Genomic DNA, 24,813 nt, shown 5'->3' with positions numbered 1-24,813 from the left:
GTCCGAACCGCGGCCGAGCCCGTTAGCGGCCATGAGCACTCGCTTGCTATCGTTGCAGGATGTCTCCCAAAATTCCGACAGCTACTGACGCGCGGCCGACAGCGGTGACGAATGGTGGTGCGCGATCATCCATCGACCGTCGCGCTTCACAAGCACGAAAGTAAAGCGTGATGGCCGGGGTGTATCGTTCTCTGCAGCTCGAGCAAAATTGTAAAATCCGATTCCCAAGACGGATGTCTCGCTGAGGACGAGCGTTCGTATCTCGACAATCGAGTTCTTGCGACCGCTTCCCGGCAATTCCTGAAAATATTTCCGTATCCCCTCTGTTCCTTCGGAAATTGCCGGGCTTGTCGTTCCAAGCAAAACCGCGTCGGGGGCGTATAGACCTACGAGCGCGTCGCGGTCGTTTGCACTATACGTCGCTGACCATTGATCGATCACAGCGTTGGCCTCTTCTGCAGGCCCCGCAAACGCAACCGTTCCAGAAGCGCCAAACAAGAAACAAAACGCCAGCGCCAGAAATTTCATCATAGCCTCCAGGTTTCATCGAGTTCTGTAACATACTTGAACAACGTTCGCCTTGCACCACAGGTATGGAAGGTCAGTAGCGGTCGTAAACCGTTGCCCTGTCCGACGAGTTGGCGTTTGAAATTGGTCAGCCTGTTCTCCAATAGCGGACATGAATACGGCACTCGGCGGCTGCGGCCTAATGGGGCGATATTTATCGCCTTAGGAATACACGCCCTAGCTGGCTTCCTTGCGTTTCGGCCGCGGCGGCCCGTCCACCGGCGGCAGCGATTTGATGTAATCCGCCATCGCCGCGAGATCCTCGTCCGGCAATTGCGAGGTGTTCTTGATCACGCGCGTCATCGCGCCGCCGACACTGTCGCCGTCGGGCAATTCGCCGGTCTTGAGGAAATAGGCAATATCCTTCGCGCTCCACTCGCCGAGACGCTTCTGCGTGATGTTGGGCACCCAGCCCTCGCCTTCCGGATTGGGTCCGCCGGCAAAGCGTTCTCCGGAGATGATGCCGCCAAGCGCATTGCGCGGGCTGTGGCATTCGGCGCAATGGCCGAAACTGTTGACGAGATAGGCGCCACGATTCCATTGCGGCGACTTCGTGCCGTCGGCAACGAATGGCTTTCCGTCCATGAACAAGAATTTCCAGATGCCGATGTTGCGCCGGATGTCGAACGGAAAGCGTACGTCGTGGTCACGCACCTTGCCTGCAACGGGCGGCAGCGTTTTCAGATAGGCGAAGAGGTCGAGCACATCCTCGCGCCTGGCGTGCTGATAGGACGTGTAGGGAAACGCCGGAAAATAATGCTGTCCGTCCGGCGAGACCCCGTGCATGACCGCGTTGACGAAATCGGCGTCGGTCCATTTGCCGATGCCGTAGGTCGGATCGGAGGAGATGTTCGGCGCGTAGAACGTGCCGAACGGCGACTTGATCGCGACGCCGCCGCCGAGCCTGGTGCGATCGGGCTGGTCGGGGACGGCATGGCAGGACGCGCATCCGCCGGCGTTGAACATCACCTCGCCATTGGCGAGATTGGGGACATGGGCAGGCGCGGCGGCACCGGCCGCCACCACCGGCGCGCTGAGCCACCAATAGACGCCCGCAGCAGTGACCGCGGCAAGCAGCGCCACGAGAATTGTTCGTTGCAACATGCAGATCCATTCATTGCTTGCCGCGAACCTATGACCGATGTCCACGCGGCTCCAGCCACGAAGAATTTAGCCCGCCCCAGCCGGAAACGGGAATAAACTGAAACGGCCAATGTTGGAAGTTTGGCAGGCCAACGAGGCCTCAGGGAGAATGTCATGAACAAGACCGTCATCGCCATGGTCGCGCTGGGCGCCGCAGCTTTTGCAGCCCCCGCCGGCGCCGAAAAGCTGAAAGCAACGCTCGACGGCAAATCCGAGGTGCCAGCAACCACCACCAGCGGCGCCGGAACCGCCGATCTGGACTATGATGCCGCCAGCAAGAAGCTGTCCTGGAAGGTCACCTATTCCGGCCTGTCCGGCCCCGCCACCGCCGCTCACTTCCACGGACCGGCCGAGGCCGGCAAGAACGCCGGCGTCGCGGTCGCGATTCCGAATGCGACCTCCAGCCCGGTCGAGGGCTCGGCGACGCTGACCGATGCGCAGGCCGCTGATCTGCTCGCCGGCAAGCTCTACGTCAACATCCACACCGCGGCCAATCCGGGCGGCGAGATCCGCGGCCAGGTGACGAAGTAACCTCAAGGCTGCTTCGTACGCGAAGGCCGGGCGCCGGAGGGAGCGTCCGGCCTTTTCGATTCCGCACGCCGCGAGGTGACCGCGCACGCTCATTCCGGCATGCCGGCAACCCGGAGCGCTTGCGTCAGCTTTTCGACATCTTCCCGTCGGCGGTATCGCCGTGTGTACGCATCGATACGCTTATTGGGACATAGTTGCATCGCACGGTCGCAAATCCGCCGGGCTTCCCCAACCCGGTCTGACGCCGCATGGCATGCCGCCAGAATGAATTGCGCAGGCGGAAAGATCGGTATCAGCCTGATGGCGGCTGCCGCGCAAGCCAAGGCGTCATCATGACGGTCTGCAAGGAAATGAGCATAAGCCAAGCCCGTCTGGGCGTTGGCGCCCCCATGCGGATGAAGCGGGTTCAAACGCAATGCGGTGTTGAATTGCTCGATTGCGGCGTCACCACGACCAAGCCAGAGTCGGCTCCAACCGTTCCAATGTCGTGCGATGACGAGGTTTGGGTCCAGCTTTATCGCGCGCACGAGAAGAGCATCGCCTTCCTCGACCTCGCCTGCCACCTGGGAGAGCGCGTGTCCGGCCATCGCAAGCACCGACGGATCGTTCGGGTCAAGCTCGACCGCCCGCCTCGCCAGCCGCGCGGCTTCACTGTGTTCATGGGCTTCATCAGTGATCCAGTCGAAAACATTCCTCAGGACATAGCAACGGGCGCCGAGCGCGTATGCGCGCGCGAATTCGGGATCGATCTCGCGGGCAGTTTTTGCGAGCTCCATAGCCTCAATGCTTGCTTCCTCGGTGAATTTGAAGAAGGAGGCAAATGCCCGAAGATAATAGTCGTAAGCCTGAAGGTTGTCGGTCGGCTGGCGTTGGGCGCGCTCGATTTCGGCGCGCTCCAGTCGCGGGGAGATTGCGCCGATGACGCTGCTTGTCAGCCGATCCTGCAGGTCGAAAAGATCTTCGATCTCACTGTCAAACCGATCCGTCCAGAGATTCAGGCCGGTCGCCGCGTCGATCAACTGACCGGCGATTCGGACTCGATTGCCGGCCTTGCGCACACTGCCTTCGAGCACGTAGCGAACGCCCAGCTCCTGACCGATCTGTTTGACGTCGATCGCCCTGCCCTTGTAGGCCAGAGTCGAATGTCGCGCGATGACGAAAAGAGACTTCGAACGCGACAGTCCCGAAATGATGTCCTCGACCATACCGTCGGCAAAATAGTCCTGCTCCGGATCCGGGCACAGGTTGGCGAATGGAAGGACCGCGATCGAGGGTTTGTCGGGAAGCGAGAGCGCTGGTTTCGGCGTCTCGGCTCCGCCGTCGACGGCCGCGGCGCCCTCGGCGGCAAGCGTTTCCCGGACCTGACCCACGAAGCGGAAGCCTCTACGTGGCAGTGTTCTTATCAGCCGCTGCTCTTCGCCAGAATCCCCGATCGCGCATCGCGCACTGTTGAGGCGGGTCGTCAGCGCAGCATCGGACACGCAGCGCCCCTGCCAAATGGCATCGATGAGTTCATCCTTGCCTACGACGCGCTCCCGATTGCGGATCAGGTAATCGAGGAGATCGAACACCAGTGGCGTAACTGAGATCCGATCCGCTCCGCGATGCAGCTCTCGCCGACCGGCGTCGAATGCATACTCCTCAAAGAGATAGCGCACGGTGCGAATCCCTTGGGTGAGCCCTCCGGGGCGACCGGGGTGGGCTTTTGGGCCCGCTGGACGTCGCAAGAATAAGCTGCCGGTAGGAAAAATGTAAGCTGTCGGTCAAGCACGCGCGTCGGTCTTCGGGCACCTTCTCGGTGTGAGAAACACCCTCCGAAGGCACCGCAATGACCCTGATCCAAGGTACAATGTGGCCGGAACGGGCGTCCATATCGTCCCGGCATGTCCGCAGCCTGATCCGGAAGTACTGGGATGTCTTTCAGGCACGTCGCGATCGCCAGAGATTGCGCGGCACATTGTCCGGCTTGAGTGACCGGGAGTTGATGGACATCGGCACGACGCGCGGCGAGATCGACTACGTTGCCTCCAGCCGCGATATCGACCCGCGAGACATCGTGAGCCATTCGCGCGGAGCGTAAGTCCGGAGCCATTCGACCTGCCAGGAGATACCAGCCTGACCAAGGCTTGGCACCTTGGCTCGCGCGAGCGGCGGCATGGCCGACCTCATTGCGTTACTTGGGGACGCTTCGGCAATGCCGGGGCTACGCCCTCAAGCCGCGTTCAGCGCCTGCGCGAGATCGGCGATCAGGTCCGACGGGTTTTCAATGCCGATCGACAGCCGGATCGTGGAATCGAGCACACCGATTTTCATGCGGATGTCGGCGGGAACGCCGGAATGGGTCATGGTTGCAGGCAGGCTCGCAAGCGACTCCGTTCCGCCAAGACTCACTGCCAACTTGAGGATTTGCAGCGCGTTGAGGAATTTCACCGCCGCGTCCTTGCCACCGACGATGTCGAACGAGAAGGTGGAGCCCGCCCCCAGGCATTGCCGCGCGAACACCATTCCGGCCGGCGAAGCCTCCTCGAGATGGCCGAGGTAGTGGACCTTGGCCACCTTGGGGTGATCGCGCAAATAATCCGCCACGAGGCGCGCGTTGCTGTCCGCCTTCTCCATGCGCAGGCTCAGCGTCTCGAGCGAGCGGTTGATCATCCAGCAGGAATGCGGATCGAGCTGGGTGCCGATCGCGCCGCGGAGCGCCTTGATGCCCTTCACGATCGCCTTCGCGCCGAGCGCGGCACCCGCGATCAGGTCCGAATGACCGCCGACATATTTCGTAAGCGAGTACAGGGAAATGTCCGCACCATGCTCGATCGGCCGCTGAAACACCGGACCGAGCAGCGTATTGTCGCAGGCGATGATTGGAATGTGCCCCTGGGTCTTTCCGATGGCTTCGGCGACACGGCGCATCATCGCGACGTCGACCAGCCCGTTGGTCGGGTTGGCCGGAGTTTCGATCAGAATCATCGAGACCCGGCCCTTGCGCATGGCCTCCTCCGAGGCCTGGCTGACCGCCGCTTCATCAACGCCATCGGCGAAGCCGACGGCGCCGATCGACAGGCGCGCAAGCGTGTTCGTCAGCAGGGTTTCCGTCCCGCCATAGAGCGGCTGGGAGTGCAGGATGACATCGCCGGGACGGACGAACGCCAGGATCGTGGTTGCAATCGCCGCCATGCCGGATGAGAACAGCGCACAGCTCTCGGTGCGCTCGTAGATCGCGAGCCTGTCCTCGACGATTTCGCTGTTGGGGTGATTGAAGCGCGAATAGACCAGCCCCGCGCCCATCCCTTCCGGCGGCTCGCGCCGGCCGGCGACGAAATCGAAGAAGTCCTGCCCGTCGTCGGCCGTCTTGAACACGAAGGTGGAGGTCAGGAACACCGGCGGCTTGATGGCGCCTTCCGACAATTGCGGATCGTAGCCATAGGTCAGCATCAGCGTTTCAGGATGCAGCATATGGTTGCCGATGTGCGTCTTCGACGGGAACGGTTTGACCATGGCCTGCCTCGCTGTTTTGATTCAGATTCTCGCCGCGAATTGGAACTCTGCGATCGAAGCGCACGACCCGGATGCGCCTGCATCCGACAGCTCTCGTCAACGTCGCAGCGACTGCGGTTGAGGATAGGCTCATACGTGGCGCCCCGACAGCGATCAGCCAGGCCTCGCCAACAAATTTTGCCTTTGGTGTGGTCCGACGAATCGATGCCTCGGTAACCGAGGCACCTCAACGCAATGGTCCGAGCCTCCCCCGCTGCGGCCCTACCTTTGACGGGCCGCCCGCAAACATCCCCGATTCCGTCCATCCATTTTCGTGTTGCCGCCACAAACAGCACTCACGAAGGCGTGACCGCGTATGGGGAGAAAAAAGTGCGCGCAATGAGACCATGGAAAGTCGTGGGGGCCAAACATCACCACTCAAGTGTCGAGCAACTTCAGCTCGATCTGGCGGCGATCAACCGGTGCATACACGTGCTGGAAAAGGCGGACGTCAATCCTCAGGACATTGAGGTACTGACCGTTCATGCGCTGACGCTCGCCGAACAGATCGATGAGGTGCGCTGGTTGAACCCAGCGAAGGCTTTGGGGTGGTTACTCGAAAAAGAGACTCGCAAGCCTGCCGCTCGAAAAGCTTCGGGAGCCGGCTGAGCAATTGCGCTCGCCTTCGATCCGCCTAGATGCGCGTCCGACCGAAAACGCGTACGAGTCAACCGAGGCGCCCGCACACAACGCAAAAAGGGCGGATGCCGTGCGCATCCGCCCTCACTTTTTGCCGGCTCCGCGTCAGCTGTTCTTCACACGAAAGGTCTCGTGACAGCCGCCGCATTCCTTGCCGACCGCGGGAAAAGTCGCCTTGAGCGAATCCAGGTCCTTGATCTTGCCCTTGGCCTCGCCGACGACCTTGGCGAAGCTTGCGATCTTGGCGTCGAAGCCGGCCTTGTCCTCCCAGATCTTCGGCGAGGCGCTGTAGTCGCCCTCGGGCTTCTGGCCCTTTGCGCTCGCCGGGAACAGGTTCGGCAGCTTCTTGGCAGTATCCGCGAACTGCGCCAGCGCGCTGTCCACCGTGGCCTGGTCGTAAGGCTTCTCGCCCTTGACGATCGCCGCAACCGCGCCGGCGTTCTTGCCGTTGCCCTTCATGAGGGTCTGGACCTCCTTGACGGAGTCCTGCTGCGCCCAAACCGCGCCCATGCCGAGCAGCAGCGCGCCCCCAACAACCAACACTCGCTTCATTCGCAAAATCCCTTTCCCTGAGACAGGATCGTGCTGACCCCACATTGGGCCAACACCGATTGGCAGAGTTCATTCCATCCAAAGCGCGGCGATAGATCGTCGCACTATGGATTATTTGGTCGAGCTCGAGATTAAAGGCTGTGACGGCGGTGGTGCTCGTTGACGGCGATCCACACCCGCTCCGGGGTGGCCGGCATGTCGATGTGGTCGATCTTGTATTCGCGCCAGAGCCCGTCGACGATGGCGTTGACGACGGCCGGACAGGAGCCGATCGCGCCGGCCTCGCCCGCCCCCTTCACGCCCAGCGGATTGGTCGTGCAGGGAACGTTGCTGGTCTCGAATACGAAGTCCGGACCATCAGCCGCGCGCGGCAGCGCGTAGTCCATGAAGGTCGCGGTGATCAGCTGCCCGTCAGTGGCGCCGTAGACCACCTGCTCCATCAGCGCCTGGCCGATGCCCTGCATGGCGCCGCCATGCACCTGGCCCGCCAAAAGCAGCGGGTTGAGCGTCTTGCCGAAATCGTCGACGATCACGTAGTTGACGATCTTGATGATGCCGGTCGCCGGATCGATCTCGACTTCCGCCAGATGCGTGCCGTTCGGATAGGTGCCGTCGGCGCTGGCAAAGGTCGCGCTGCCGTTAAGCTTCGATGGATCGGCGCTCCCGCGCTTGGCGAGATCGGCGAACGACATCGAACGGTCGGTGCCGGCAATCCGCACCACGCCATCGGAGAGCTCGAGGTCGCCGGCGCTGGCTTCCAGCGCCTGCGCCGCGATCTCCTTCAGCTTTTGCCCGAGCTCACGCGTGGCGCGCTCGACGCTGACGCCGCCTGACGGGATCGAGGCCGAGCCGCCGGTGCCGAGCCCCGTGGCGATCTCGTCGGTGTCGCCCTGGCGCACGTGCACGCGCTCCGGGGGCAGCCCGAACTGCTCGGCGACGATCTGCGCATAAGCCGTCTGGTGGCCCTGCCCGCTCGACTGTGTGCCGATCAAAACGGTGACGTCGCCGTTGGGATCGAGCCGCACATTGGCGGTCTCCTCGCCCATCACGCCGCAGATCTCGACATAGCTCGCAAGGCCAATGCCGCGGATCAGACCATTCTTCTTCGCCGCCTTGGCACGCTTGGGAAATTCCTTCCACTCGCCGATCTCCATCGCGCGCTTGAGATGCGCGGCGAAGTCGCCGGAATCATAGACCTTGCCCGTGGCCGTCTTGTAGGGCAGCGCCTTCGGCGGAATGAAATTCTTGCGGCGGATGGCGTCCGGCGTCATGTCGAGTTTTCGCGCACAGGCGTCCACGAGGCGTTCGATGACGTAAGCGGCCTCGGGGCGGCCCGCGCCGCGATAGGCATCGACCGGCACGCTGTTGGTGAAGATGGTGCGCACCCGGCAGTGGAAGGCCTGGATGTCGTAGAGGCCCGGCAGCATGCCGGCGCCGCCATGCGGAATGTAGGGGCCGAAGGTCGACAGATACGCGCCCATGTCGCCCATCAGGTCGCAATCCATCGCGAGGAATTTGCCGTCCTCGGCCAGCGCCATCTTGGCGGTGGTGACGTTGTCGCGGCCCTGCGCATCGCCCATGAAATGCTCGGTGCGGTCGGCCGCCCATTTCACGGCTTTCTTGAGCTGCCGCGCCGCGACCGCCATCAAGGCGTATTCGCGGTACGGAAACAGCTTGGTGCCGAACCCACCGCCGACGTCGGGGCAGATCACCCGCATCTTCTCGGTGGGGATGTTGAGCACGTTCTGGCAGAGGATATCGCGCAGGCGATGGCTGCCCTGGCTGCCGACGGTCAGCGTCAGATGATCGCGCTTGGCGTCGTATTCGCAGACGGCCGCGCGCGCCTCCATGAAGCTCGCGACCACGCGCGGATTGACGATGGAGATCTCGGCCACCGCATGCGCCTTCGCAAAGGCAGCCTCGGTCGCCGCCTTGTCGCCGATCGAGACGTCGAACAGCACGTTGCCGGCCTTGTCCGGCCAGACCTGCGGCGCGCCCTTCTTGACCGCGTTGACGACGCCGGTCACCGCCGGCAGCGGGCTCCACTTGACCTCGATCGCCTCGATCGCGTCGCGGGCCTGGTCGATGGTCTCGGCGACCACGAAGGCGATGGAATCGCCGACATGGCGCACCTCGTCCTTGGCGAGGATCGGGTAAGGCGGGCCGGTGAAGGGATCGGTCTCGAGATTGAACAGGCAGGGCAGATTGCCGAGATCCTTCACATCATCGGCGGTCAGGATCAGCGCAACGCCCGGCAGCGTGCGGGCCCGGCTCGCATCGATGGTGTACTTGGCATGCGCGTGCGGCGAGCGCAGCATCAGGCAGCGAAGCGCGGCCTGCGGCGCATAATCATCGGTATATCGGCCCTTGCCGCGGATGAGCGCGTCATCCTCCTTGCGCAGCACGCTTTGGCCAACGCCGAACTTGATGGGAGCCGCCATTTTCTTATCCCGTCCTCATGGTTGTTTTGCGGGCATATTGCCGTGGAAAAAGTGGCAAGGCAAACGGCTTTAGGCGTGCACAGGCCGCGAAGACTCGCCCGGCGCCTCGCCTGTCAGAGCGGGATGCGACGAAAACGCCGCAGCCCGGTCATTTCCCTGTGAGGAACGGTCCGGTTGATGGCACGATAGTTGCCGAACTCGTCCCGCGGTGCACTCCTAAGAAGTAGTCGTGCTGACTGCCGCTCGTTCGCAAAGCGTATCTCCGCTTCCGACGGTTGATCACCTATATCACGCCCCGCCTCCATAGATCCGTGGCGCGATCTCTCAGCGTATCGATAGCGCGTTCAGGCGTGATGTAGTCGATCTCGCCGCGCGTCAAGCCGATATCCATCAGCTCCCTGTCACTAAGGTCCTGCAATGCGACCTGCGGGCGCTGCCGCCGCTCCTGAAACGCACGCCAGTATCGCTTGATCAGTCTCAAGACGATGGAGAGGTCGAGCCGAAGCCTCGCAGCATCGCGCTCAATCTCGGATGAGATGTCCGTCTGTTGGGGTGGCATCGGATGCTCCTGCTGTTGTGCCGGCAGGGAGCGAGGCCAAACAAAAGGCCCCGTCCGATGCCGGCGGGGCCTGGTGGAAAAGATGTCGTCGTCGAATTCCTAGCGCGCGACTCCTTCCACGGCCCGGCCGAAGCGGGTCATGTGGTTACGGTTGAAATGGCGCGACGATTTGATCATGCGGCGCCAATACCACGGCAATCGTGCAAAATCAAGGGATGTGCGGAGGTCGGTTGCACCTTGGAGGCGAGTCCTCGCTCCGACGAATTCGCTCATTCGACGCGACGGTTCATGTCCCCTACGCGAGGGGCATTCCAAAGCGGACGTTTACGACCGCTCCGAGAGGGCGGCCATTGCCCCCTGGGACATTCTCAACAGCCGGCCGACCTGGACGAGCCGGCCGGCCGCGCGCATCAACGGACGTGCGTCGCTTAGGGACGAACGCGGATAATCGTATTTCCCTTACGTCGCTCGGTCGAATTTAAGGCGGCGACGGCATCGTCGAGAGTCGAGACGTTGCCGATGTTGGTCCGCAGTCGTCCGTCCCGCACCCGCTGAACGATCTCACTCAGTTGGGCACGATCAGCCTCGACGACGAAGTCGATCGCCAGCCCGTTGGAAGGCCGCGCTTCCACCGGCCCGACGATGGACACCAGTGTTCCCCCGGCTCGAATGAGTCCTGTGGACCGCTTCTGGATCTCACCACCGATGACATCGAACACCAGATCGACTTCGCCGATGTCCTCCAGTGCGTCGTTGTCGAGGTCGACGAACTCCTTCGCGCCGAGGTCGAGCACTGTCTGACGATCGGCGGCACGTCCGGAGCCGATGACGTAAGCTCCGGCCGCTCGTGCGAGTTGCGTCACCATAGACCCGACTGCGCCTGCCGCCCCGTGTGCCAGCACGCTCTGCCCCGCCTGAAGGCGACCGTGCTGGAACAGCCCTTGCCACGCGGTGAGGCCCGAGATCGGCAGGCTCGCGCCCACGGTAAAGTCGACGTCGCCCGGCAGCGGCGCAAGGTTGCGCGCCTCGATTGCCACGTACTCGGCCAGCGTGCCGTCGCGATACCAGTCCGCGAGGCCGAACACCCGTTGTCCCACCGACAGCCCCGTCGTTCCATATCCAAGTGCAGAGACCACTCCGGCCAGCTCGTGCCCAGGGATCGATGGCGTTCGGTCGCGATCAAGGCGATCGGCCCAGCTCGAGGGCCACGCAAGCTCAGTCGGGATGAATCTCGACGCATGAACCTGGACGACGACATCGTTTATCGCTGCCTGCGGCTCGGGCCGGCGCACCAGCTTCATACCGGCCGTTCCCGCGGCTTGCTCCGTTACAACGATCGCCTTCATGAGATTTTCTCCTTGGTCATTGTCTCTTCGGTCGAAATGTGAGGGAGCGCGCACGCGCCGGCTTTCCACAAAATGCCAGGCAGTGTGGAACTCCTGTCTCCGTGTCGGCGATTGAGTTGTCTGCACCGATCGGAACTCCCGCCAAGCCCGATGGATCGGGCTCGCACCGATCCACGGTCGTAGCGAGTAGATGCGTTGCGCCTGGCTATAAAAAAGTACCAAGATTGACGATTCTGGCTGTACCAACCGATGCCGTGATGTCGGCCTTGAGACTGTAAGCCGACGAGAATCGCAAAACTGGGCTTGGCAAGTTGCTGCAGACACCAACCGACTGGACTTATTCAGTCAGCTCACGGGGCGAACAACCTCAAGGAGCGATCGGTCCAGCGATGATGAACTCACCGACGCCATACACAAAGCTTCACGCAGGTGAGCGATGCGCGGTTCTGAGCTCCAACTGAGACTGCCTCGTGATGCCCCGCTAAGGTCGACTCCAGGCCTTAGCCGAAGTGCACTGACGTCTACTGCAGGTCCGCCTTTCGTGGGCAGAGCGGACCTGACAAACCCGTTGGCTCACTCCTAGCCACGCACCAGCGAGACCAACCAGCGGCGACCAAACAGGATGAGGATCGCGAGCGCGTAGACGATGGTGCCTCCGACGGCCAGCAGCACCAGCATCAGCTCATCGCGGAAGTGCATCGAGCCCAGCATAGAACCGCTGAAGCGCGCGATCAGCCAGAACGTGGCGGCGAGGATCAGTCCGGTCAGCAGGAATTTGGCGAGCGACATCAGCCAGGCGCGGTCCAGCACGAGAAAGCCTCGCCGCACGGCGAAGAACAGCACCAGCAGCAGATTGGTCCAGACACCGACGGCTGTTGCCAGCGCCAAACCGATCTGGGCGAGCGATCCCATCAGCGCGACCTTCAGGGCGACATTGACCGCGATGCCGGTTAGCGAGGCGCGAACCGGCGTTGCGGTGTCCTTGCGCGCATAGAAGGTCGCGACCGCGCTGCGGATCAGCACGAAGGGGATCAGGCCGATGGCATAGGCCGCGAGCGTGGCGCCGGCGGCGGCGGCATCGGCCTTCGAGAACGCCCCGCGGGCGAACAGCGCACGCATGATCGCGTCGGGCACGGTGATGAAGGCCGCCACGAACGGCACCGAGAAAAGCAGCGTGAAATCGAAGGCGCGGCGCTGCGCCTTCATCGCGCCGTCATGATCGTTGGCGGTGATCCGCCGCGACATCTCGGGCAGCAACACCGTGCCGATCGCGATGCCGATCACACCGATCGGCAGCTGGTTGAGGCGGTCGGCATAATAGAGCGCGGACAACGCGCCTGCCGGCAGAAAGGTCGCGATGATGGTGTCGGCGAACAGTGCGACCTGCGTGCCCATCGATCCCAGCGTCGCCGGCCCAAGCGCCTTGAAGAAGCTGCGGACGTCTTCGTCGAGCTTCAGCGGCGCAAAGCGCGGCAGGCCGCCATGGCGCGCGAGATCGCCCGCGAGCAGGAAATACTGCAGAAAGCCGGAAATCAGGACGCCCCAGGCGGCGGCGTGGCCCGCGCTGGGAAACCAGGCGGCGAGCGCCAGCGTCATCATCATGGAGATGTTGAGGAAGATCGATGCCGCCGCGGCACTGGCAAAGCGCTGCATCACGTTGAGCATGCCGCCATAGAGCGTCACCAGCGTGATCAGCAGCAGATAGGGAAAGGTGATCCGGGTCAGCTCGATCGCGAGCTTGCGCTGCTCGGCGTCCTCGGAAAAGCCGGGCGCCAGAATGCTCATGGCCTGCGGCATGAACAGCCAGGCGACGATCAGCAGCACCACCTGCGAGGCCAGCAGCAGGGTGAAGATGCGATCGGCGAACAGTCTTGCCGCCCCCTCCCCGCGCTCGCCATGGACATGCGCATAGGCCGGCACCCAGGCGGCATTGAAGGCGCCCTCGGCAAAGATCGCGCGGAAATGATTGGGCAGCCGCAGCGCCACGAAAAAGGCGTCGGCCACGGGGCCGGCGCCCAGGATCGCCGCGAGCATGATGTCGCGGGCAAATCCCGTCAGCCGCGAGAGCAGCGTGTAACCACCAACCGTGAAGATGCGTCCGAGCATGCGTCTGTTTTAGAGACTTATCAGCCCAACGATAAGGCTTTGAAGTTTGACGTGATCAAAAAAGACGGGCGCTCGGCTTGCGATGTGCATTGCTGTGCCCTCTCCCCTTGTGGGAGAGGGCCGCGCCGCAGGTAGATACAAACTCAACCGGGTGAGGGGTCTCTCTCCGAGCTTTCCGTGCGGAGAGAGACCCCTCACCCGTCTCGCCGCTATCGCCATAGCCGATGCAAAGCATCGGCGTTCTTAAGGGACGGCGGCCGAAGGCCGCCTATGCCACCCTCTCCCACAGGGGGAGAGGGAAAGAAGGGCAAAACGACGAAATCAGCCCGCGATCGCGCCGCGCACCGCGGCGATGATTCGCTCCTGGTCGGCTTCCGTCAGGTAGGCGTGCATCGGCAGGCTGATGACGTCCTGCGACAGGCTCTCGCAGCCCGGCAGGCCGCCGTCGGCGACCGGATACTGCTTGTAGGCGGTCTGCTGGTGCATCGACTTGCCGTAATAGATCGCGGTCGGCACGCCCTGGGCCTTCAGCGCGGCGGCGAAGCCGTCGCGGTCGGTGCCCTCAGGGAGACGGATCGTGTACTGCGCCCAGACCGAGGTGTTGCCCGGCGCAAGCCGCGGCACGGTGACGACGTTGGACAGGCCACGCGCGTAACGCTCCGCAACCCTGTTGCGGGCGGCGATCTCGTCGTCAAAAATCTTCAGCTTCTCGATCAGGATCGCGGCCTGCATGGTGTCGAGCCTGCCGGTCAGGCCGAGGCGGACGTTGTCGTATTTGTCCACGCCCTGCCCGTGCACGCGGATGCTGCGCAGTGTCGCTGCGAGCTCGTCGTCATCGGTGAAGATCGCGCCGCCGTCGCCGAAGCAGCCGAGCGGTTTGGCCGGGAAGAAGCTGGTCGCGGTGGCGAGCCCGAAGGTGCCGAGCTTGCGGCCCTTGTAGCTCGCACCAAAACCCTGTGCGGCGTCGTCGAGCACGAACAGGCCTTCGGCCCTGGCGATCTCGGCGATGGCATCGTGGTCGGCGGGCTGCCCGAACAAATCGACCGGAATCGCCGCGACCGGCTTCAGGCCGGCCTTGCGGGCGGTCGCGATGCCGCGCTTCAGCGACTCCGGGCTCATGTTGAAGGTGGCTTCATCGACATCGACGTAAACAGGCGTCGCGCCGGTGCGCGCCACCGGCGAGGCGGTTGCGATGAAAGTGAAGGACGGACACAGCACGGCATCGCCGGGGCCGACATTCTTCGCCATCATGACCATCAGGATCGCATCGGTGCCGCTGGCGCAGCCGATCACGTGCTTGGCGCCGCTATAGGCCGCAAGCTGCTTCTCGAGCTCGGCGACTTCAGGGCCGTTGACGAACTGGCAATGGTCGAGGACGCGCTTGACGGCGGCATCGAGCGAGGCGCCGAGCCGGCGGCGCTGCGAGGCTACGTCGATGAAGGGAATGGGTTCGGAACGCAGATGCTGGTTCATGGCGCCTTGCGGGTTTTGAGCGGTCGACATGGAGTAGAAATCAGCCCGCGACGCGGCGCGGGCCCTTGCGGGCAGCCGACGAGGCCGCGGGCCGCGACGGTGTTTCCAGGCACTGCGTGGCGATCTCGAGGCTGGCGACGCCCTCGTCGCCGGTGACCGCCGGCGTCTCGCCGTTGCGGACGGCCTTCAGGAACGCGATCAGCTCGGCGCGGAGCGGCTCGTCGTGGCCGACCGGCAGATGCCGCATCGAATAGCTGCCATCCGGCTTGAAGCCGAAGCACTCGGTGACCTGGCGCGTCAACAGATCGCCCATCACGTATTTGCCGCGGGTCGCGACCGTGACGCTGCGCGCCTTGAACGGCGTCAGCCAGTTGGTGTTGATGTGCGCGAGCACGCCATTGGCGGTGCGAAACTGCAGGAGCGCGATGTCCTCGCGCTCGGCGACCGCGCTCGACAATTGCGGCTGCACCTCGACGATGTCGGATTCGGTGAACCAGCGGATCAGATCGATGTCGTGCACGGCGAGGTCGATGACGACGCCGACATTGGACATGCGCGGCGGGAACGGACCGACGCGGGTGATCGCGATGGAGAGAATATCTTCGCCTGCGATCGCCTGCTTGACGGCGGCGACCGCCGGATTAAAGCGCTCGACATGGCCGATCATCAGCGTGACGCCGGCCTTTTGCGCGGCGGCGACGATCTCGCGGCCTTCCGCGACCGTGGAGGCGATCGGCTTCTCCACCAGCACATGGACGTTCCTGGCGATGCAGGCGAGCGCGACCTCGTGATGCAGATGGGTCGGCGCGGCTATGGTGACGGCGTCGACGCCTTCGGCGAGGAGTTGGTCGAGCGTCTCGAAGCCCTGGCAGCTGGCAAGCTCGGTGGTGCGCGTCAGATGCGTTGGCGACGGATCGACCACACCGACGAGGCTGACGCCTGGAAGGCCCGCGAGCACGCGCGCATGGTTGCTGCCCATCACGCCCGCGCCAACGACGCCAACGCGCAAGCCGGCCTTTGCCGGTGCAAACCCTTTGGAACTCATCTGAGCAAACCCCGATTCAACGCAAATCCCCGGGCCGCTTCTAGCACGGGCGCCACATTTGTGGCGAATGTCAGCTGAATTGACCGGACACGATTTGATTCAAAAAGTTACACGTTCCCCGGGCCTTAGCGCCAAAAGCTTGCGCCTTCCGGCCCGGGTCGCGTGATTCGGAGCTTGCTGGTTACGACCTTTGATAGTCGTCTTCAATCCGGATGATGTCGTCTTCCCCGAGATAGCTTCCGGTCTGGACCTCGATGAGTTCCAGCATGATCTTGCCGGGATTCTCCATCCGATGCACCGCTCCCATCGGGATGTAGATGGACTCGTTCTCGTGCACCGTCTTGACGGTCTCGTTGACGGTCACCCGGGCGGCACCGCGGACGACGATCCAGTGCTCGGCGCGATGATGATGCTTCTGCAGCGACAGCCGCCCACCCGGCTTGACCACGATGCGCTTGACCTGGTGGCGCTCGCCATTGTCGACGGACTGGTAGCTGCCCCAGGGCCGGTGCACCTTGAGATGCTCCTCGGTGACCTTCGGTGCGACCGCCTTCAGCTTCGTCACCAGGCGCTTCAGGCCGTTGGCATCCTTCTGGCGCGAGACCAGCACCGCATCCGCGGTGGCGACCACGACGAGATCGTCGACGCCTTCGAGCGCGACCAGCGCTGCATCTGTGGTGACGTTGCAGTTGCGCGAGTCTTCGAACACCGCGCTGCCGTGCGAAGCATTGCCTTGCGCGTCCTTCTCCGACAACTCCCACACCGCGTGCCAGGAGCCGACGTCGGACCAGCCGCAGGACACCGGCACGACCGCTGCGCGCGAGGTCTTCTCCATCACCGCATAGTCGATCGAGATCGCCTTCGCCGCGCCGAACGCCTCGGGCTCCAGCGTCACGAAGCCGAGATCGCGGCCGGCATTGCTCACCGCATTGGAGATCGCCTCGACGCTCGCCGCGTCGACCCTGCGGTATTCGTCGAGCAGGACAGTGGCCGGGAACATGAAGTTGCCGCTGTTCCAGAGATAGCCCGAACTGACGTAGTCGGCCGCCTTCACGGCATCAGGCTTTTCGACGAAGCGCGCGACGGCGTGCACCTCGCCGGAGATCACCTCGCCCGGGCTGATATAGCCGTACTCGGTCGCCGGCCGCTCCGGCTTGACGCCGAAGGTGACGATGCGTCCGGCGCTCGCGGCGGTGAGGCCTTCACGGCACGCCGCGACGAAGGCCGCATTGTCCTGCACCACGTGGTCGGCGGCGAGCGCGAGCACGATCGCGTCACTGGTGCGGTTCTGCGCGAACACCGCGCCCGCGGCGATCGCGGGGCCGGAATCGCGCCGCATTGGCTCGAGGATCACGTCGGCCTCGATGCCGATCTCGGCGAGCTGCTCCAGCACCATGAAGCGATAGGACGCATTGGTGATGACGATCGGACGATCGAACAGCGAGGCATCCGACACGCGCAGCAGCGTGTCCTGGAAGGTCGAGCGCGTGCCGAACAGCGGCAGGAACTGTTTTGGGCGCACCTCGCGCGAAGCCGGCCACAGCCGCGTGCCGGCACCGCCACACATGATCAGGGGGATAATGCGTTTGTCCATCGTCATTTCAAACCTTGAAGTAGTCCCGATACCAGGTGACAAAATTACGGACCCCGAGCGCGATCGGCGTTGACGGTGCAAAGCCGGTGTCGCGCGTCAGATCCTCGACATCCGCGAACGTTTCCAAGACGTCTCCCGGCTGCATCGGCAGCAATTCTTTGATTGCCGTCCGGCCCAGCTCCTGCTCCAGAAGCCCGACGACATGCATCAGCTCTTCCGGATGGTGGTTGCCGACATTGTAGACCTTAGACGGCGCATTTGCGGCAGCCGGGTCATCCGCGGGCACCTGATCGATCAGCTTGGATACTACACGGGTGACGTCGTCAATATAGGTGAAGTCGCGACGCATTTTGCCATGGTTAAAGAGCCGGATCGGACGCTCCGCCATGATGGCGTTCACGAACAGAAACAGGGCCATGTCGGGCCGTCCCCACGGGCCGTAGATGGTGAAGAAGCGCAGGCCCGTGACCGGCAGCCGGTAGAGATGGCTGTAGGACTGCGCCATCAATTCGTTCGCCTTCTTGGTCGCGGCATAGAAGCTCACGGGATGGTCGGTCCGGTCCTGCACGGCAAATGGCAGTTTAGTGTTGGCGCCATAAACGGAGGATGACGAGGCGTAGACGAGATGACGACAAGAGTTGTTGCGGCAGCCCTCCAGCACGTTGAGAAAGCCCTGGAGATTGGAATCGGCGTAAGTGTGCGGATGGTCGATCGAGTAGCGCACGCCGGCCTGGGCCGCGAGATGCACGACTTTGTCAAATCGATGTCGCGCGAACAGCGCCGCGATGGTCTCGCGGTCGGCGAGATCGGCCTCGACGAAGGCGAAGCGGGAATCGTTCCGAAGCAGCGCCAGGCGCGCCTGTTTCAGCGCCGGATCGTAATAGCTGTTGAGATTGTCGAGCCCGACCACGGGCCGGCCCTCGGCCAGCAGCTGCCGGGCGACGTGAAAGCCGATGAACCCGGCGGCTCCCGTGACCAAAATCGCCTGATCCGTCATCCTGTTCCCAAGCGATCTGTTGCCACGCGATCCCGAAGCCGGCCCCGCGGCGCCTCTTTAGCCGCGGTATCGAGGCCGTCGCAATAGCCTCGCCGCTATTCGTCACCGCTCCAGATAAGCGCTATTGCAAGATCGGCGCCAAGACCATACCAAAGCGGCCGAATTCGACGCCTCGCGTCGGGTTGCCTCAAATCTTCGCAAACCCTGTTCATGCGGGCGAGATGCGCCGAATCCTGCTGTCGACGGCCAAAATCCTGATTTCCGGAGCGCTGCTCTACCTGGCGCTGCGCAAGGTCGATCTGTCCGAACTGTTCTCGCGCCTGACCGCGACCAGCCTGCTCTGGATCGCCATGGCGATCGCGGTCACGTTCCTGCAAATCTTCGTCGGCGTGGTCCGCTGGCGCGAGATCAGCGCCGAATGCGGCGCGCCGCTCGAGCTCGGCCGCGCCATGCGCTACAACGTGATCGGCGCGTTCTTTAACCAGACGCTGCCCTCCGCGATCGGCGGCGATGCGGTCCGGCTGTGGCTGGTCGCGCGCGCCGGCGCCGGATGGCGTGCGGCCACCTACTCGATCTTCGTCGACCGCGCGATCGGCCTCGTCGCGCTGGCGATCGTCGTCGTCGCGAGCCTGCCCTGGAGCTACGAGCTCATCACCGATCCGCACGGACGCTCGGCGCTGCTGCTCGTCGATTTCGCCGCGCTCGCGGGCGGCGTCGGTTTCCTGATCTTCGGCGCGCTGAAATGGTCGTGGCTGAAGACCTGGTGGGCCACCCATCACATCCACGCCTGCGCCGTGATTGCCAACCGCGTGATCTTCAACGCCAAGCGCGGACCGATCGTCGCAATTCTGTCGCTACTCGTTCACGTGCTCGCCGTCGTCATTGCGTGGTGCGTGGTGCAGTCGATTGCCGCACCGGTCAGCTTCGGCCAGACATTCCTCCTCATTCCGCCGATCATGCTGATCACCCTGATGCCGATCTCGATCGCCGGCTGGGGCGTGCGCGAGGCGACGATGGGCCTGGCCTTTGGTTTCGCCGGCCTTTCCGCCAACGAAGGCGTCAACGTGTCGCTGCTGTTCGGCGCCGTGCTCTTCATCGTCGGCGCGATCGGCGGCCTGGTCTGGATCCTCAGCGCGGAGAAGGCCGCGAAAGGGTCGGCGCCGCTCGGAGTGCCGGAGTGAGCCCAGCCATCGACGCTGTTGCCGCCATGTCCTCGCTGCTTGCCGTCGCGGTCGCCGCGCTGATGTCGGCGATCATCACCTGGACCAGCCGCCCCCTGCTCCAGCGCTATGCCCTGGCGCGACCGAATGCCCGTTCCTCGCATCGCATTCCGACCCCGCAGGGCGCCGGCATCGCGGTGATCACCGCCACGCTGCTGGTCGCATCGGCCTGGGCTGCCTGGGCGAACGTTGCGATGCCGCCGGCGCTGGTCATTGCAACGATCGTGATCGCCCTGGTCGGATTCGCCGACGACATCGTGTCGCTGCCGGTGTTGGCGCGGCTCGCGCTGCAAGCAGCCTGTGTCAGCGCGGTCGTGTTCACCGCGCCCGAGACCGCGCGCATCGTGCCGGCACTGCCGCTTCCGCTCGAGCGTGGCCTCATCCTGCTCGCCGGCGTCTGGTTCGTGAACCTCGTCAACTTCATGGACGGGCTGGACCTGATGACGGTCGCGGAAGTCGTGCCCGTCACCGCGGCGCTGCTGCTGCTGGGACTGCTCGGTGATCTCTCGTGGCCCGCCGCGCTGATCGCCACGGCGCTGTGCGGCGCCATGCTCGGCTTTGCGCCGTTCAACCGTCCGGTCGCAAAAGTGTTCCTGGGCGATGTCGGCAGCCTGCCGATCGGCCTTTTGCTCGGCTGGTGCCTGCTGGAGCTCGCCTGGCATGGGCAGCCGGCTGCGGCGCTGCTGCTTCCGGCCTATTATCTCGTCGATTCCACCATCACCCTGTTTCGGCGCATCGCGCGCCGCGAACAATTCTGGTCGGCGCACCGCTCGCACTTCTACCAGCGTGCCACCGACAACGGCTTCACGGTCCGCCGCGTGATCGGCGACGTGTTCGCGCTCAATCTATTGCTGGCTGTGCTTGCCGTCATCACCGTTCGCGCAAGCTCGACCTCGGTCACATGGCTCGCGCTCGTCGCGGGCGCGATCGCGATCGGATTCGTGCTGCGCCGCTTCTCCCGCCCTCAGGCGTCCTGAGCCGACAGCGCGAGCCGCAGGCCCTCGTCTAGCGAGACCTGCGGCTGCCAGCCGGTCGCGATCGCCTTGGCGAGGTTGAGCTCAAGCGAGCCGATCAGGCTGTCATGGGTATCCTGCCGGCCCATCACGCTGAGCAGCGTTGAGAGCAGGTCCGGTGGCATGCCGAACAGCCGTGAGGTCTTGCCGGCAGCCTTTGCCAGCCGCTCGATGAATTCGGGCGTCGAGACCTGTTCCGTGTCGGCGACCAGGAAGATCTCGAAATTGCTCGTGGGATCGGGGTGAGCCAGCCGGCGCAGGATGAACGACGACAGATTCTGCACGGCCAGGAACGCGCGCTGATTGCGGATCGCGCCAAAGGGCAGCGGCAGTCCCAGATTCACCGCGCGCGTCAGCAGCGCGAAATTGCCCTTGGCGCCCGCGCCATAGACCAGCGGCGGCCTGATCACCGAGATCTTCATGTCGCTGTCGCGCGCCAGCGTCCTCAGGCCCGCCTCGGCGGCGGCCTTGGACATGCCGTAGAGGCCGCGCGGCGTGAGGATGTCCTCTTCGCTGAACGGCGCGCGGCCTTCATTGCTGCGGCCGTGCACGAGAACGGTGCTGACGAAGATGAACTGGCGAACGCCCGCCGTCGCCGCGGAGCGCGCCAGGTGCAGCGTGCCGGCGATGTTGACGTTGCGGTAGAGCTGGACCGCGTGCTCCTCGTGCTTGTGATGCACGCGCGCGGCGAGATGGACCACGGCATCGACGCCTTCGAGCGCCGCCTGCCAATCAGTATCGGGGCCGATCGATTCGATCACGACCTCGTCGTCGACACCCTCCGGGCTGCGCACCGCGCGGCGGACCGACCATCCCGCGCGCGAGAGCTCAGGCGCGACATGGCGGCCGACGAAGCCGCTCGCCCCTGTCACCAGCACGACCGGTTTTCGCTCGCTCATCGTTGCTCCGCCAGATCGGGATTGCGCAACAATTCGTCAATCAGCCCGGCATAGGCGTTCATCGCGGTCGTCCGGTCGAATCTCGCTGCCGCCTTCACCGCGCGTTCGGCCATGGCGGCGGCGTCGCAGCGGGATGCCGCGCGGATTGCGTCGGCAAGCTGATCGGCGCGGCCCGGCGTCACGACCCAGCCGAGCCCGTTCTCCACCACCGTCAACGCAGCCTCGGCTTCCGGCTCCGAGACCAGCGCCACGGGACGGCCGACCGCCAGCAGATTGTAGAACCGGCTCGGCACCGACACCCCCGCCACGTCCTTCCGGTACGGAATGATCCAGAGATTGGCAGCCGCCAGGAACGCCTCGAGCTCGGCATCCGCGACCCGCGCCACGAAGGACACATTGGGCAAGTTCGCTTCGGCCTGCAACTGCTTCAGCCGCTCGAAGCCGATTCCCCAGCCGGACAGCAGGAAGTGGATGTCCGGCTCGTCCTTCAAAAGGCGTGCCGCCTCGAACACGATCTCCGGATCATGGGTGAAGCCGAGATTGCCCGACAGACCGACAATGAATCGCGCGGAAAGCGCTTTGCGGAACGGATTGTCCTGCGACAGGGGACGCGCCGCGGGAACGAGCGTCGCCCAGTTCGGGATGAAGCGGATCTTGTTCCGCGTCATGCCGGAATAGCTCAAGAGCGGCCGCTCCGCATCGCGGCCGATGGTGATGACGGCATTGAGCGCGCGGAACATCAGACTGTTGGCCGCGCGCATCGTCCGCGTCACCAACGAGCCGGGCTTCAGGATTTCCGCCATCACGAGAACATCGGGGAAGAGGTCGTGCATGATCAGCGCCGAGCGCGCGCCCTTGCATCTTGCCGCGGCCGCGACCGCGTAAGGCAGCATGAACGGCGCGGTGACGGTGACCACGACGTCACCTGCCCTAAGCTCCCGGATCAGCGCGAAGAAGGTGCGCGCCGCGAACAGCAGCTCGGACAATCCACGCCGCACCAGCGCGGCCTTTCCCGCCATCCGGTTCTTGATGGCGATTACGCGCGGCTTGCCCGGGCCGGTTTGCGAGGCCGGCAATTCGCCGGGCGAGCCCGACAGCACGATGACCTCGTGGTTGACGGCGACGCGGCAGGCGATCTCCGCCATGATCGCGGCGGTCGTGCTCGGATCAGGCGGATAGTGCTGGCTCGCGACGACGATCTTGCCTTGAGACTGCATGGTCAGGCCGCGGTCGACCCGAATTCCGGAACCGCATCCTTCAGGATGGTCTTGATCGTGGCCCGATCGTCCCGCGCGATCGCCTGCTCCAGCGCCGCGATCCATTTGCGCAGCGTCTGCATCGGCGGCTCGTTCGGCTGCGCGGCCATGATGCCGGCGACACCGATCTCGCGGGTCGGCTCCTCGGAGGCGAACAGGATCTCGTGCAGGCGCTCGCCCGGCCGCATGCCGGTGAACACGATCTCGATGTCGTAGCCGGGCTGGAGGCCCGAGAGGCGGATCATGCGCTCGGCCAGATCGACGATCTTCACCGGCTGGCCCATGTTGAGCACGTAGACCGAGACATCGGGGCGCGCGGTGCCGAGCGCATGCGTTGCCGCCGTGATGACGAGATCGCAGGCCTCGCGGATGGTCATGAAGTATCGGACCATGTCGGGATGCGTCACCGTCACGGGGCCGCCGGCCTCGATCTGGGCCTTGAACTTCGGCACCACCGAGCCGTTCGATGCCAGCACGTTGCCGAACCGGACCGAGATCAACCGCATCGGCGGCCTGGCACTGCCGCTAGCTGCGGCAAGATCGTGGTCGAGCGCCTGGCAGTACATCTCGGCGAAGCGCTTGGTGAGGCCGAGCATCGACACCGGCTCGATCGCCTTGTCGGTCGAGATCATCACCATGGCTTCGGCGCCGGCGCCGTGCGCCGCATCGGCGACGTTGATCGAGCCGAAGATGTTGGTCTTGACGCCCTCGCTCCAGTCGCGCTCCAGGATCGGCACGTGCTTGAGCGCGGCGGCATGGAACACGATGTCCGGCTTGAACTCCGCCATCAGGCGGATGATGCGCTCGCGGTCGCGGATGTCGGCGATTCGCCCTTCGATCGCGGCCGCCGCGCCGTGCGCAGCGAGCGCTTCCGTGACCGCATAGAGCGCCGGCTCGGAATTTTCCACGATCAGGAGGCGCGCGGCGCCGAAGACGACGACGCGCTCGCAGATCTCGGACCCGATCGATCCGCCGCCGCCGGTGACGATGACAGCCTTGCCCTTGATCAGCGCTTCGAGCCGCGCATAGTCGATCTTTTCGCTCGGCCGCAGCAGGAGATCCTCGACCGCGACGGCCGTGAGGCGCGGCGCGTCGCCGCTCTCCAGCGAGGGCATGCGGTTGACGATCACGCCCAGCTTGCGCGCGCGCATCAGGATCGATTCCGGATGAGCGTCCGGCTCGAACGCGGACGGCGTCATCACCAGGCGTGCGATCGGCTTGTCGCGTTTGGCGAAGTCGCCGACGACGTCCTCGATGTCGTCGAAGTCGCCCAGCACCGGCACGTTGCGGATGAACTGGCCGCGATCGGATCTCGACGGCGACAGCACGCCCACCGGCCAGATGCGCTTAATCGCCCCGCTCTCGATGCCGCGCAGCAGCACCTCGGCATCCGCGGCGCGGCCGATAAGCAGCGTCGGCGCGGCATCCTCGCCCCTCGCATGCCGCCGCACCCGCGTATAGCGGAAATAGCGATAGGCCATGCGCAACGCGCTGAGGGAGGCGATCTCGAGGAACCAGTAGAGGACGATCGTCACCTTGCCGAGGAAGAAGGCGCCGCGGACGTTGGGGGCGACGAAGATGTAGTCGAGCGCCAGGAGGGCAACCGTCAGCACGGTCGCGACCCGGATGATGTTCAGCGCGTCAGGCAGCGAGATGAAGCGCCATTTCGTCGTGGTCAGGTTGAAGACGAAGAACACGACCACGCTGAAGGCGAGGAAGTAGGGCAGGATCTGGAACAGCAGCGGCAAGCGATCGAAGAAGCCGTCGCCGCCCTCGAAACGCAGGTAGAAGGCTGCGAACAGCGCCGCCGTGGTCGCCAGCAGGTCGTGGAGCGCGATCAGGAAATTGCGCAAGGTGAGATGCGAAAGACGCGTCATCCGCCGACCGATGAAATCCCA

21 protein-coding genes are annotated in these 24,813 nt (G+C 64.2%); 5 read left to right on the top strand and 16 right to left on the bottom strand.

The annotated features are described in order from the left end of the window. Window positions 1-81: 81 nt before the first annotated feature. On the bottom strand, window positions 82-528 hold the full coding sequence (locus tag ABIB99_RS04270; protein WP_157790160.1) for an SgcJ/EcaC family oxidoreductase: 447 nt from the start codon (window positions 526-528) through the stop codon (window positions 82-84). Between the two features lie 216 nt (window positions 529-744). Beyond that, on the bottom strand, window positions 745-1,671 hold the full coding sequence (locus ABIB99_RS04265) for a c-type cytochrome (RefSeq protein ID WP_247309770.1): 927 nt from the start codon (window positions 1,669-1,671) through the stop codon (window positions 745-747). Between the two features lie 153 nt (window positions 1,672-1,824). On the opposite strand from ABIB99_RS04265, the gene ABIB99_RS04260 reads away from it, so the two are divergent. Continuing rightward, window positions 1,825-2,241, top strand: a complete 417-nt coding sequence (locus tag ABIB99_RS04260) for a CHRD domain-containing protein (protein WP_166099426.1) — start codon at window positions 1,825-1,827, stop codon at window positions 2,239-2,241. 89 nt (window positions 2,242-2,330) lie between these two features. On the opposite strand, the gene ABIB99_RS04255 is transcribed toward ABIB99_RS04260, so the two are convergent. Then, window positions 2,331-3,899: a winged helix-turn-helix domain-containing tetratricopeptide repeat protein gene (locus tag ABIB99_RS04255; protein WP_247344745.1), complete on the bottom strand. Its 1,569-nt coding sequence runs from the start codon at window positions 3,897-3,899 to the stop codon at window positions 2,331-2,333. Between the two features lie 170 nt (window positions 3,900-4,069). Between ABIB99_RS04255 and ABIB99_RS04250 the strand changes: the two genes are divergently transcribed. Next, window positions 4,070-4,321, top strand: a complete 252-nt coding sequence (locus ABIB99_RS04250; protein ID WP_085405857.1) for a DUF1127 domain-containing protein — start codon at window positions 4,070-4,072, stop codon at window positions 4,319-4,321. A gap of 131 nt (window positions 4,322-4,452) precedes the next feature. On the opposite strand, the gene ABIB99_RS04245 is transcribed toward ABIB99_RS04250, so the two are convergent. Beyond that, window positions 4,453-5,736 carry a cystathionine gamma-synthase family protein gene (locus ABIB99_RS04245; RefSeq protein WP_247309766.1) on the bottom strand — a complete coding sequence of 428 codons (1,284 nt, stop codon included), beginning with the start codon at window positions 5,734-5,736 and terminating at the stop codon, window positions 4,453-4,455. 369 nt (window positions 5,737-6,105) lie between these two features. Here ABIB99_RS04245 and ABIB99_RS04240 point away from each other — a divergent pair, with 369 nt between their 5' ends. Continuing rightward, window positions 6,106-6,384: a hypothetical protein gene (locus ABIB99_RS04240; protein WP_166099441.1), complete on the top strand. Its 279-nt coding sequence runs from the start codon at window positions 6,106-6,108 to the stop codon at window positions 6,382-6,384. 135 nt (window positions 6,385-6,519) lie between these two features. Here the strand turns inward: ABIB99_RS04240 and ABIB99_RS04235 are convergent, their stop codons facing one another. The 9 genes from ABIB99_RS04235 to ABIB99_RS04195 form a co-directional block, all read right to left on the bottom strand. Beyond that, window positions 6,520-6,966 carry a c-type cytochrome gene (locus ABIB99_RS04235; RefSeq protein WP_028153044.1) on the bottom strand — a complete coding sequence of 149 codons (447 nt, stop codon included), beginning with the start codon at window positions 6,964-6,966 and terminating at the stop codon, window positions 6,520-6,522. Between the two features lie 131 nt (window positions 6,967-7,097). Continuing rightward, window positions 7,098-9,407, bottom strand: a complete 2,310-nt coding sequence (locus ABIB99_RS04230) for a xanthine dehydrogenase family protein molybdopterin-binding subunit (protein WP_354174939.1) — start codon at window positions 9,405-9,407, stop codon at window positions 7,098-7,100. Window positions 9,408-9,690: 283 nt separating this feature from the next. Then, window positions 9,691-9,966, bottom strand: a complete 276-nt coding sequence (locus ABIB99_RS04225) for a DUF1127 domain-containing protein (protein ID WP_354174938.1) — start codon at window positions 9,964-9,966, stop codon at window positions 9,691-9,693. 428 nt (window positions 9,967-10,394) lie between these two features. Continuing rightward, on the bottom strand, window positions 10,395-11,312 hold the full coding sequence (locus ABIB99_RS04220; protein WP_354174937.1) for an NADP-dependent oxidoreductase: 918 nt from the start codon (window positions 11,310-11,312) through the stop codon (window positions 10,395-10,397). A gap of 579 nt (window positions 11,313-11,891) precedes the next feature. After that, window positions 11,892-13,418 (bottom strand): murein biosynthesis integral membrane protein MurJ, encoded by a 1,527-nt coding sequence (gene murJ, locus ABIB99_RS04215; protein ID WP_071912097.1) that lies wholly within the window; start codon window positions 13,416-13,418, stop codon window positions 11,892-11,894. 321 nt (window positions 13,419-13,739) lie between these two features. Then, window positions 13,740-14,891: a DegT/DnrJ/EryC1/StrS family aminotransferase gene (locus ABIB99_RS04210; protein ID WP_502917484.1), complete on the bottom strand. Its 1,152-nt coding sequence runs from the start codon at window positions 14,889-14,891 to the stop codon at window positions 13,740-13,742. A 40-nt stretch (window positions 14,892-14,931) separates the two neighbouring features. Continuing rightward, complete coding sequence (locus tag ABIB99_RS04205; protein WP_354174935.1) at window positions 14,932-15,936, bottom strand: Gfo/Idh/MocA family protein; 1,005 nt, start codon at window positions 15,934-15,936, stop codon at window positions 14,932-14,934. Between the two features lie 181 nt (window positions 15,937-16,117). Next, window positions 16,118-17,530, bottom strand: coding sequence for a mannose-1-phosphate guanylyltransferase/mannose-6-phosphate isomerase (locus ABIB99_RS04200; RefSeq protein WP_259256760.1), 1,413 nt, complete (start codon window positions 17,528-17,530; stop codon window positions 16,118-16,120). 7 nt (window positions 17,531-17,537) lie between these two features. Next, window positions 17,538-18,527 carry an SDR family NAD(P)-dependent oxidoreductase gene (locus tag ABIB99_RS04195; protein WP_354112735.1) on the bottom strand — a complete coding sequence of 330 codons (990 nt, stop codon included), beginning with the start codon at window positions 18,525-18,527 and terminating at the stop codon, window positions 17,538-17,540. 221 nt (window positions 18,528-18,748) lie between these two features. Here ABIB99_RS04195 and ABIB99_RS04190 point away from each other — a divergent pair, with 221 nt between their 5' ends. Both ABIB99_RS04190 and ABIB99_RS04185 read left to right on the top strand, forming a co-directional pair. Beyond that, window positions 18,749-19,708: a lysylphosphatidylglycerol synthase transmembrane domain-containing protein gene (locus ABIB99_RS04190; RefSeq protein ID WP_028153035.1), complete on the top strand. Its 960-nt coding sequence runs from the start codon at window positions 18,749-18,751 to the stop codon at window positions 19,706-19,708. Next, the gene (locus tag ABIB99_RS04185) at window positions 19,705-20,724 is read left to right on the top strand and encodes an MraY family glycosyltransferase (protein WP_354174934.1); all 1,020 of its coding nucleotides are present in this window, start codon (window positions 19,705-19,707) and stop codon (window positions 20,722-20,724) included. The genes ABIB99_RS04190 and ABIB99_RS04185 overlap by 4 nt, the downstream gene beginning before the upstream one ends. Here ABIB99_RS04185 and ABIB99_RS04180 read toward each other — a convergent pair. From ABIB99_RS04180 to ABIB99_RS04170, 3 genes are read right to left on the bottom strand one after another with little or no spacing between them, the layout of a single operon-like run. After that, window positions 20,712-21,659, bottom strand: a complete 948-nt coding sequence (locus ABIB99_RS04180) for an NAD-dependent epimerase/dehydratase family protein (RefSeq protein WP_354174933.1) — start codon at window positions 21,657-21,659, stop codon at window positions 20,712-20,714. The two genes, ABIB99_RS04185 and ABIB99_RS04180, sit on opposite strands and share 13 nt — an antisense overlap. Next, complete coding sequence (locus ABIB99_RS04175) at window positions 21,656-22,876, bottom strand: glycosyltransferase family 4 protein (RefSeq protein ID WP_354174932.1); 1,221 nt, start codon at window positions 22,874-22,876, stop codon at window positions 21,656-21,658. Before ABIB99_RS04175 ends, ABIB99_RS04180 begins: the two co-directional genes overlap by 4 nt. Before the next feature lie 2 nt (window positions 22,877-22,878). Further along, window positions 22,879-24,792: an SDR family NAD(P)-dependent oxidoreductase gene (locus tag ABIB99_RS04170; RefSeq protein ID WP_354174931.1), complete on the bottom strand. Its 1,914-nt coding sequence runs from the start codon at window positions 24,790-24,792 to the stop codon at window positions 22,879-22,881. Window positions 24,793-24,813 lie beyond the last annotated feature (21 nt).

Origin of the sequence: Bradyrhizobium sp. LA6.1 (assembly GCF_040547805.1) — a bacterium.
In the GTDB taxonomy this organism is placed as follows: domain Bacteria; phylum Pseudomonadota; class Alphaproteobacteria; order Rhizobiales; family Xanthobacteraceae; genus Bradyrhizobium; species Bradyrhizobium barranii.
Note: the sequence above shows the minus strand (reverse complement) of the source record. Positions and strands in the feature narration are given on the sequence as shown.

Bases quoted from the DNA above. Each gene is read 5' to 3' on its own strand.
- ABIB99_RS04175 (WP_354174932.1), bottom strand. From the start codon at position 22,876: ATGCAGTCTCAAGGCAAGATCGTCGTCGCGAGCCAGCACTATCCGCCT.
- ABIB99_RS04235 (WP_028153044.1), bottom strand. From the start codon at position 6,966: ATGAAGCGAGTGTTGGTTGTTGGGGGCGCGCTGCTGCTCGGCATGGGC.
- ABIB99_RS04180 (WP_354174933.1), bottom strand. From the start codon at position 21,659: ATGAGCGAGCGAAAACCGGTCGTGCTGGTGACAGGGGCGAGCGGCTTC.
- ABIB99_RS04250 (WP_085405857.1), top strand. From the start codon at position 4,070: ATGACCCTGATCCAAGGTACAATGTGGCCGGAACGGGCGTCCATATCG.
- ABIB99_RS04170 (WP_354174931.1), bottom strand. From the start codon at position 24,792: ATGACGCGTCTTTCGCATCTCACCTTGCGCAATTTCCTGATCGCGCTC.
- ABIB99_RS04190 (WP_028153035.1), top strand. From the start codon at position 18,749: ATGCGCCGAATCCTGCTGTCGACGGCCAAAATCCTGATTTCCGGAGCG.
- ABIB99_RS04225 (WP_354174938.1), bottom strand. From the start codon at position 9,966: ATGCCACCCCAACAGACGGACATCTCATCCGAGATTGAGCGCGATGCT.
- ABIB99_RS04270 (WP_157790160.1), bottom strand. From the start codon at position 528: ATGAAATTTCTGGCGCTGGCGTTTTGTTTCTTGTTTGGCGCTTCTGGA.
- ABIB99_RS04230 (WP_354174939.1), bottom strand. From the start codon at position 9,407: ATGGCGGCTCCCATCAAGTTCGGCGTTGGCCAAAGCGTGCTGCGCAAG.
- ABIB99_RS04260 (WP_166099426.1), top strand. From the start codon at position 1,825: ATGAACAAGACCGTCATCGCCATGGTCGCGCTGGGCGCCGCAGCTTTT.
- ABIB99_RS04220 (WP_354174937.1), bottom strand. From the start codon at position 11,312: ATGAAGGCGATCGTTGTAACGGAGCAAGCCGCGGGAACGGCCGGTATG.
- ABIB99_RS04245 (WP_247309766.1), bottom strand. From the start codon at position 5,736: ATGGTCAAACCGTTCCCGTCGAAGACGCACATCGGCAACCATATGCTG.
- ABIB99_RS04200 (WP_259256760.1), bottom strand. From the start codon at position 17,530: ATGGACAAACGCATTATCCCCCTGATCATGTGTGGCGGTGCCGGCACG.
- ABIB99_RS04210 (WP_502917484.1), bottom strand. From the start codon at position 14,891: ATGAACCAGCATCTGCGTTCCGAACCCATTCCCTTCATCGACGTAGCC.
- ABIB99_RS04265 (WP_247309770.1), bottom strand. From the start codon at position 1,671: ATGTTGCAACGAACAATTCTCGTGGCGCTGCTTGCCGCGGTCACTGCT.
- ABIB99_RS04195 (WP_354112735.1), bottom strand. From the start codon at position 18,527: ATGACGGATCAGGCGATTTTGGTCACGGGAGCCGCCGGGTTCATCGGC.
- murJ (WP_071912097.1), bottom strand. From the start codon at position 13,418: ATGCTCGGACGCATCTTCACGGTTGGTGGTTACACGCTGCTCTCGCGG.
- ABIB99_RS04205 (WP_354174935.1), bottom strand. From the start codon at position 15,936: ATGAGTTCCAAAGGGTTTGCACCGGCAAAGGCCGGCTTGCGCGTTGGC.